Below are 8532 nucleotides of genomic sequence, written 5' to 3'. Positions count from 1 at the left end.
CGACAGGCCCAGCCCCGTGCCGCGCAGGCGCTTCTGCACCGGCGAATCGATCTGGGCGAAGTCCTCGAACAGGGTGCCATGCAGTTCTGCGGGAATGCCGATACCGGTATCGGTCACGGCGAAGCGGATCTGCGACGGCGATTCCAGCTTGGCCGACACCCGCACTTCGCCCGCGAGGGTGAACTTCAGCGAGTTGGAAATGAAGTTGCGCAGGATCTGCGCCAGCTTCTTGTCATCGGTGTACAGCCTTGGCAGCCCGGCGGGCTCTTCGAAAATCAGGTCCACAGCGCTGGCATTGACGATCGGCCGGAACATGCCGCGCAACGCCGAGAACAGATCGAACATGTCGAACCAGGCGGGCGAGATGGTGATCCGCCCGGCCTCGATCTTGGCCAGATCGAGCAGGTCATCGACCATGTCGCTGAGCTCCTGGGCCGCGTTGGTGATGAAACTCACCTGTTTCTGCTGTTCCGGCGCCAGGGGGCCGTCCAGCTCATCGGCGAGCAGACCGGTAATGCTCAGGATCGAACCCAGCGGCGTGCGGAACTCGTGGCTCATGTACGACAGGAAGCGGCTCTTGAGGTCCGAAGCCTGGCGCAGTTCTTCGGCCTGGCCGTCGAGTTCGCCGTACAGCGCCAGCACGCCCTGGTTGGTCTCATCCAGTTCTTCGCGCAGGGCTTGTGCTTCGGCACGCAACTGGGCGATCAGGGCCGCGCTGGCCTGGGCGTCCAGTTCGAGGGGTTCAGACATGGGCGGGCTCCAGGGCGATAACCAATACGGTGATGTCGTCACGACCGCGACAGAAGTCGCGGTACAGCACTGACGCGATTATGGCGGGATGCAGGTGGATCAGGCCGGGGTAGTCCGTCATGTTCCAGCGTGACTGCAGGCCATCGCTGTACAGGATCAGCACCTGCTGGCTGGCGTCATCGAAGGTGAAGGTCTGCGCGCGCCGGAACTGCGCGCCAACGATCCCGGGATGGGAAGCCAGCCCGCGGCTCTTGCCGGGCGCGACCAGCGTAGCGCCGATGTTGCCGATGCCGGCGAAACGCAACTGAGCCGAGTCGTAGTCGAACTGGGCCACGGCCGCCGCCCCACCACGGGTGCCGTTCATGGCCTGATGCAACTCATCGAGCACCTGCTCGGGCCGCGCGAACGGCGCCTGCGCGAATGCCTGGCACCCTGCACGGGCGGCCTTTTCGGCTTCCTCGCCATGCCCCAGGCCATCCACCACCAGTGCGCTGATGCCTTCGCCGGCGAAGGCCACCTGCCAGGCGTCGCCGCAGGCCGGATCATCGTGCAGCGAGCGTTGGGTCACGCCCAGACGCAGGTCGGCTTGGGTGTCGCGCTTGCGGTACAGCCGTGCCAGCACCACCGAACCGCGCGCGTCGCTGTAGACGTCGAAGATTTCCGATTGCCGCGCCAGCGCGCCGAGGCCGATGCCTTGGGTACCGCGTGTGGAGTAGCCGTCGGCCAGGCATTCCTGCAGCTCGAAGCCCGTACCGCGATCCAGCGCCAGCAGTTCCATGCCCGGCGAGGTGGGATGGGGCAGGGCACGCAGGTGCAACTCGCCATGGCCTGCATGCTTGAGGACATTGCTGGCCAGCTCGGTCGCGACCAGCGCCACGCGGCCGCAGTCGGTTTCATCCAGGCCCTGGGCCTGTGCCATCTGCTGCGCGGCGCGACGGGCTTCGCCGACCTGGCTGGAGTCCTGCAGCGCGATCACCTGAGTGATGGCGCTGCGCAAGGTCAGGTCCATCGAGTGATCGTCACGCGAGTGCCTTGGCCGGGCGCAGTGTCCAGTTCGAATTCTTCCACCAGCCGCCGTGCGCCGGTCAGACCCAGACCCAGGCCATTGCCGGAGGTCCAGCCGTCGGTCAGGGCCAGCTTGAGGTCGGGAATGCCCGGGCCTTCGTCGCGGAAGGTCAGGCGCAGACCTTTGCGTACGCCGTCGTCGAGAATCTGCCAGTCCATATCGCCACCACCGCCATAGACCACGGTGTTGCGTGCCAGCTCGCTGACTGCAGTCACCAGCTTGGTCAGGTCGATCAGACGCATGCCGCAGTCCTGGGCCAGCTTGCGCGCGGTCTGGCGAGCCAGCACCACGTCCTGTTCCAGGCGCACCGGTTGGCTGCCGCTGCTTTCGACGTTCATGAGCCGTTCACTCGGGCCTGCAGCAGGCGCATGCCGCGCTCCACGTTGAGCGCGGTGCTGACGCCGGGCAGGTTCATGCCCAGCTCGACCAGGGTGATGGCCACGGCAGGCTGCATGCCGACCAGGACGGTCTCGGCGTCCATGATCCGCGACAGCCCGGAGATGGTGCCGATCATGCGGCCGATGAACGAGTCGACCATGTCCAGCGCCGAGATATCGATCAACACGCCACGGGCAGACGTCTTGCTGATCTTTTGCGCAAGGTCGTCCTGCAAGGTCATCGCCAGTTGATCGTGCATGTCGACTTGGATAGTCACCAGCAGGTAAGGGCCCATCTGCAATATAGGGATGCGTTCCATGGGGTCAGTCTGCCTTGCTGACGGTCAGGTTCAGACGGCGCAAGGCCAGCGCCAGCGCATCGGCGAGATTGGCCTTGGTGACCACGCCTTGCAGGTCCAGGCCCAGATGAACGATGGTCTGTGCGATCTGCGGACGCACGCCGCTGATGATGCAATCGGCGCCCATCAGGCGAATGGCAGTGACTGTCTTGAGCAGGTGCTGGGCCACCAGGGTGTCCACGGTCGGTACACCGGTGATGTCGATGATGGCGATTTCCGATCCGGTGTCGACGATGCGCTGCAGCAGCGACTCCATCACCACCTGGGTGCGTTGCGAATCGAGCGTGCCGATCATCGGCAGCGCCAGTACACCTTCCCACAGCTTCACCACCGGGGTGGAAAGCTCGAGCAGTTCTTCCTGCTGGCGCTTGATGACCATCTCGCGCGACTTCTGGAAGGTGCGGATGGTGTGCATGCCCAGGCCGTCCAGCAGGTCGGAAACCAGCAGCACCTGCTCGGCCAGTTCTGTCGGCTGGTTGGCGTACGTCGTTTGCAGCACGGCGAACAGCGGACGTTTGAGGGCGAAGATGAAATGTGCGGTCTGGTGCGAATCGTGGCCCAGCAAGGCCCGGCTGTGGGACAGCTTTTCCAGCACCTGACGCACGTCGGCCCATTGGCTGCCGGCGATGTTGTGGGCCTGGCTGGTTTCCAGAGCGGTGATCAACTGGTTCAGCAGTTCGCTGCTCTGTTGTTGGAGGTCGGCTTCCTTGATGTTGCGCGTCGCACCGCTGGCTTCGAGGCCTGCGAGCCATTGCTCGACGATGGCGTTTTGTTGGGATTTGAAAGCGTCAACGGTTTGCGTGTTCAGCGCGGCCATGCAGGAACTCCTGTACAGAGATGGGGCAAGATAGCGTAATGATGGCGGATTATCTGCTAAACGCCAGACCTCGTCGATGACCATCGCCACGCACTGAAGCGTGTCGCTCTGGCCCGCGACGAAAGAGGGGCGCCTAGCTGGCCAGCGAGATGATCACGGGCGCAGGCAGTGGCGGCAGACCATAGGCCGCGCGCGCCGTATCGCAAGCCGGGTTGTGTTCGCCGTGCTCCCACGAAGCCTCGAACTCGCGGCAGGTGCTGGAGCGCTGGGCGTACATCGAACAGCTAACGCCGGGTTTGCCCACTTCACCGACGAGAGCGGTGCAACGCGAAGGCTTGACGTCCGTGCCGAGCATCGCTACTCGGTTGTGGGTGACCTGAATGACGCGCTCGTCGGGGACCGGGCCGCCTGCGGACTGGCATTCGCCCCAATAGAAGGACACACGGAAATGCGCGCAGCAGGCGCCGCACTCAAGGCAGGGATTGACTCTGGACATGTTGGCTCGGGAGGGGAGGCGACAGCGTTATTGGGGACCGCGACCACGCCGCCATTCTAGTGCTGCCGCAGCCGTTGTGAAGGGGGGGCGCGAGGTATATTTCACGGGCGCTGCGCAGCCTGGGAATGCACCAAAGGGACGACGTGTTCGCGCTGTCATCACACAACACCCTGATATATGATCGGTTTTCCATTTGCCGCCACGATTGCCCCTCCATGAGCAACGACACCGTCACCGCCGACATCACTCGCCGCAGGCCGGGCAACCTGGCCCAGAGCCTGGTGGACGATGTCTGCAGGATGATCAGCCAGGGCGTGGTCAAGCCCGGTGACAAGCTGCCCACCGAGCTGGAATTGATGGCGGTGGGTGGGGTCAGCCGGGCCACGGTGCGTGAGGCGCTGTCGCGGCTGCAGGTGTCGGGCATCGTCGAAACCCGCCGCGGGATCGGCACCTTCGTGCTCAACGTGCCCGGCTCGACCGTGTCGCGCCTGGACCCTGCCACCATCGTCACCTTGCAGGATGTCATCGCCATTCTCGATGTGCGCATCAGCTTCGAGATCGAAGCAGCGGGGCTGGCGGCGTTGCGTCGCACCGATGCACAGCTGGCGAGCATCGAAGAAGCAGTCAAGCGTTTCGAGCAGGCCAGCGACACCAGCGGTTCCATCGTCGCCGACTTCCAGTTCCACTTGCAGATCGCGCAAGCGTCCAACAATCGTTACTTCGTCGACATCATCACCCACTTCGGCACCAGCATGTTTCCTCGGGCGCGCCTGGACACGGTGGCCATCGCTCGGCTGGACCGGCAGCAGAAGCACGAGCGACTGGTGCGCGAGCACGCGCATATCTTCGACGCAGTCGCCCGTGGCGACTATGACGCGGCCCGTGCAGCCATGCGCATTCACCTGGCCAACAGCCGGGCGCGGGTGGTCAAGGCTCACGAAGACCTGTCGATCTGACGGTTTCCGCGCAGTAGTACGATGACTCCCTGCCGACATCGCTACATCTCTGGAAATAATTCATCTTCGAGGTATGGATATCCGTAGCGTTGTACGATAACGTAACTGCAGTACCGGCACAGACCGGTGTCCCCTAATAATTCCAACGTCCAGGGTGCTGCAACCATGATTAGCCGCGCGATGTCCTTCCGCTGTTGTCCGACTTCTTCCGTTTTTCAGACGCCTAGTACAGTCTTCAACTGACTGCACAAGATCTGAACCACCCGGCTACCTACCTTCTACCCTCATAAAAATAACTCGTGGGAGTACCTTCGCATGCCAGCGACGAAGAAGACGCACGTGCGCTACATGATCCTGTTTCTGTTGTTCGTGGTGACCACCCTGAACTACGCGGATCGCGCCACCATTTCCATCGCCGGTGCCAGTCTGCAGAAAGACCTGGGCATCGACGCCGTGACCCTCGGCTACATCTTTTCCGCGTTCGGCTGGGCTTACGTCCTGCTGCAGATCCCCGGTGGTTGGCTGCTCGACCGCTTCGGCTCCAAGAAGGTCTATGCCTGGAGCATTTTCACCTGGTCGCTGTTCACCGTGCTGCAGGGTTTCGTCGGCTACCTGCCGATGGCCAACGCGGTGATCGCGCTGTTCATGCTGCGCTTTCTGGTGGGTGCCGCCGAGGCGCCGTCCTTCCCCGGCAACGCGCGCATCGTAGCCGCCTGGTTCCCGACCGCCGAGCGCGGCACGGCATCGGCCATCTTCAACTCGGCGCAGTACTTCGCGACCGTGCTGTTCGCTCCGCTGATGGGCTGGATCGTTCATTCCTGGGGCTGGGAGCATGTCTTCGTGGTCATGGGCGGCCTGGGCATCCTGTTCTCGGCGGTGTGGCTCAAGTACATCCACAACCCCAAGGAACACCCAAGCATCAGCGCCGAAGAGCTGGACTTCATCGAGAAGAACGGCGGGCTGGTCGACATGGACCAGGCCAAGGGCGGCAAGTCCAAACCCAAGTGGAACTACATTCGCCAACTGCTCACCACCCGCATGATGCTGGGCGTGTACCTGGGGCAGTTCTGCATCAACGGCATCACCTACTTCTTCCTGACCTGGTTCCCGGTGTACCTGGTTCAGGAACGCGGCATGACCATTCTCAAAGCAGGCTTCATCGCCTCGCTGCCGGCCATCTGCGGTTTCATCGGCGGCGTGCTGGGCGGGGTGATCTCCGACAGTCTGCTGCGTCGCGGTCATTCGCTGACCTTCGCTCGCAAGACGCCGATCGTGTGCGGCTTGATGCTGTCGACCACCATGGTCATCTGCAACTATGTGCAGGCCGAATGGATGGTGGTGGCGTTCATGGCGCTGGCGTTCTTCGGCAAGGGCGTGGGCGCACTGGGCTGGGCTGTGGTGTCCGACACCTCGCCCAAGCAGATCGCCGGGATCAGCGGCGGGCTGTTCAACATGTTCGGCAATGTGGCCTCCATCACCACGCCGATCGTGATCGGCTACATCATCAGCGCCACCGGCTCGTTCAAGTACGCGCTGGTGTATGTCGGCGCCAATGCCCTGGTCGCGGTGTTCAGCTACCTGGTGATCGTCGGCCCGATCAAGCGTGTGGTATTGCGCGAAGAGAACGGCGATCCGATCGTCGACGATGCACCGCAGCTGACCGGCGCGCGCCCCTGAAGCGTCTGCAGCCAACGACAAGACCGCGGCCGGCAGTGCCGGCACGCGGCTCTCGATTCAGCCTGAGTTGATTGGAAGGGCCAAGCCATGCAATTGATCGAACATTCCGATTCTCCCCGCTACGTGCGCCTGCACGCAGACGACAACGTCGTGGTCGTGGTTAACGATCAGGGCGTGGCCGAAGGCAGTCGCTTTCCCGATGGCCTGACCGTCGTCGAAGGTGTGCCGCAAAGCCACAAGGTCGCAACCGTCGACATCGCCGAAGGCGGCACGGTGGTGCGCTACGGGCAGATCATCGGCTACGCGCTGGAACCCATTCGCCAAGGCAGTTGGGTCAAGGAAAGCCAACTGGCGATGCCGTCGGCACCGCCGCTGGACAGCCTGCCGATGTCCGACGCTGTGCCGGCTGCGCTGCCGCCGCTCGAAGGCTTCACCTTCCAGGGTTATCGCAACGCCGACGGAACCGTCGGTACCCGCAACATTCTCGGGATCACCACCACGGTGCAGTGCGTGACCGGCGTGCTGGACCATGCCGTGAAACGTATCCGTGAAGAGCTGTTGCCCAAGTATCCCCACGTCGACGACGTGGTAGCCCTGACCCACAGTTATGGCTGTGGTGTGGCGATCAATGCGCGCGACGCCTACATTCCGATTCGCACCGTACGCAACCTGGCACGCAACCCCAACCTGGGCGGCGAGGCATTGGTGATCGGTCTGGGTTGCGAGAAATTGCAGGCCGGGCAGGTGATGCACGAGGACGATCCCTCGGTGGACCTGAGCGAGCCATGGCTGTACCGCTTGCAGGATTCGGGTCATGGCTTCGGGGAAATGGTCGAGCAGATCATGGCCCTGGCCGAGACGCGCCTGGCCAAGCTCGATCTGCGTCGCCGCGAAACCGTGCCCGCCAGCGAGCTGATTCTGGGCATGCAGTGCGGCGGCAGCGACGCCTTCTCCGGCATCACCGCCAATCCGGCGTTGGGATTTGCCTCGGACCTGTTGATTCGGGCCGGTGCCACAGTGATGTTTTCCGAAGTCACCGAAGTGCGCGATGCCATCTACATGCTGACTTCGCGGGCCGAAACCCACGAAGTGGCGACCGAGCTGGTCCGCGAGATGGACTGGTACGACAACTACCTGGAGCGCGGCGCCGCGGACCGCAGTGCCAACACCACGCCGGGCAACAAGAAAGGCGGGTTGTCGAACATCGTCGAGAAATCCCTGGGCTCGATCGTCAAGTCCGGCAGCAGCGCCATCAATGGCGTGCTCGGCCCGGGGGAGCGGGTCAATCGCAAGGGGCTGATCTACTGCGCTACGCCCGCCAGTGACTTTGTCTGTGGCACCTTGCAACTGGCCGCAGGCATGAACCTGCATGTATTCACCACCGGCCGTGGCACGCCTTACGGCCTGGCGATGACACCCGTGGTCAAGGTATCCACCCGTACCGAATTGGCAGAGCGCTGGCCGGACCTGATCGACATCGATGCCGGACGCATCGCGACCGGGCGCGCCACCATCGAGGAGTTGGGCTGGGAGTTGTTCCACTACTACCTGGACGTGGCGAGCGGGGAAAAGCAGACCTGGGCCGAACGCTATCGCCTGCACAACGACATCACCTTGTTCAACCCGGCGCCGATCACCTGATCGGGCGCTGCGAAGGGCAGCGGGCAATCCGTTGCCCGTCAGCTCGATAAATAAGCGTCAAAAAAGGGAATCAAATCCCTACCTCCAGTGTCGAAGTGCCACTAAACTGTCATTCTCCGTTTCGGTACCTACATTAGAGGTTTTTGCATGAAGCTCAGTCCGTTTGCGGGCAAACCTGCCCCAGCCCAGCTGCTGATCGACATCCCGCGCCTGGTCACGGCTTATTACACCGGCCAACCGGACGCGAGCGAGCCTACCCAGCGTGTGGCGTTCGGCACTTCGGGCCACCGTGGCAGCTCATTCGACTTGAGCTTCAACGAAAATCACGTTCTGGCCATCAGCCAGGCGATCTGCCTCTACCGTACCAGCAAAGGCATCGACGGCCCGCTGTTC

General features: G+C 63.0%; 9 protein-coding genes and 1 pseudogene. 4 read left to right on the top strand and 6 right to left on the bottom strand.

Translation table 11 applies throughout. From position 1 onward, the window contains the following. The 6 genes from B2V21_RS07635 to B2V21_RS07610 form a co-directional block, all read right to left on the bottom strand. The coding region (locus tag B2V21_RS07635; protein WP_286916505.1) for a sensor histidine kinase at positions 1-750 on the bottom strand (750 nt) is incomplete at its 3' end. After that, positions 743-1759, bottom strand: coding sequence for a SpoIIE family protein phosphatase (locus B2V21_RS07630; RefSeq protein ID WP_286916504.1), 1017 nt, complete (start codon positions 1757-1759; stop codon positions 743-745). The genes B2V21_RS07635 and B2V21_RS07630, both read right to left, overlap by 8 nt. Then, positions 1750-2154: an anti-sigma regulatory factor gene (locus B2V21_RS07625; protein WP_049859585.1), complete on the bottom strand. Its 405-nt coding sequence runs from the start codon at positions 2152-2154 to the stop codon at positions 1750-1752. The genes B2V21_RS07630 and B2V21_RS07625 overlap by 10 nt, the downstream gene beginning before the upstream one ends. Further along, a complete protein-coding gene (locus B2V21_RS07620; RefSeq protein ID WP_056842715.1) occupies positions 2151-2513 on the bottom strand; it encodes an STAS domain-containing protein in 363 nt (120 codons plus the stop codon). Before B2V21_RS07620 ends, B2V21_RS07625 begins: the two co-directional genes overlap by 4 nt. Before the next feature lie 4 nt (positions 2514-2517). Next, complete coding sequence (locus B2V21_RS07615) at positions 2518-3369, bottom strand: STAS domain-containing protein (protein WP_286916503.1); 852 nt, start codon at positions 3367-3369, stop codon at positions 2518-2520. Positions 3370-3502: 133 nt separating this feature from the next. Continuing rightward, on the bottom strand, positions 3503-3865 hold the full coding sequence (locus tag B2V21_RS07610; RefSeq protein WP_049859588.1) for a YkgJ family cysteine cluster protein: 363 nt from the start codon (positions 3863-3865) through the stop codon (positions 3503-3505). 215 nt (positions 3866-4080) lie between these two features. On the opposite strand from B2V21_RS07610, the gene B2V21_RS07605 reads away from it, so the two are divergent. From B2V21_RS07605 to B2V21_RS07590, 4 genes and pseudogenes are all read left to right on the top strand, one after another. Then, a complete protein-coding gene (locus B2V21_RS07605) occupies positions 4081-4821 on the top strand; it encodes a FadR/GntR family transcriptional regulator (protein WP_286916502.1) in 741 nt (246 codons plus the stop codon). A 315-nt stretch (positions 4822-5136) separates the two neighbouring features. Beyond that, positions 5137-6498 carry an MFS transporter gene (locus B2V21_RS07600; protein ID WP_090358282.1) on the top strand — a complete coding sequence of 454 codons (1362 nt, stop codon included), beginning with the start codon at positions 5137-5139 and terminating at the stop codon, positions 6496-6498. Positions 6499-6585: 87 nt separating this feature from the next. Next, positions 6586-8139: a galactarate dehydratase gene (gene garD / locus B2V21_RS07595; RefSeq protein ID WP_286916501.1), complete on the top strand. Its 1554-nt coding sequence runs from the start codon at positions 6586-6588 to the stop codon at positions 8137-8139. A gap of 147 nt (positions 8140-8286) precedes the next feature. Further along, positions 8287-8532, top strand: a pseudogene (locus tag B2V21_RS07590) (alpha-D-glucose phosphate-specific phosphoglucomutase); the annotation flags it as partial.

It is taken from the genome of Pseudomonas sp. UBA6276 (assembly GCF_002438365.1).
In the GTDB taxonomy this organism is placed as follows: domain Bacteria; phylum Pseudomonadota; class Gammaproteobacteria; order Pseudomonadales; family Pseudomonadaceae; genus Aquipseudomonas; species Aquipseudomonas coleopterorum.
The sequence above is the reverse complement of the archived record's forward strand: the minus strand, read 5'-3'. Positions and strand labels throughout refer to the sequence as shown.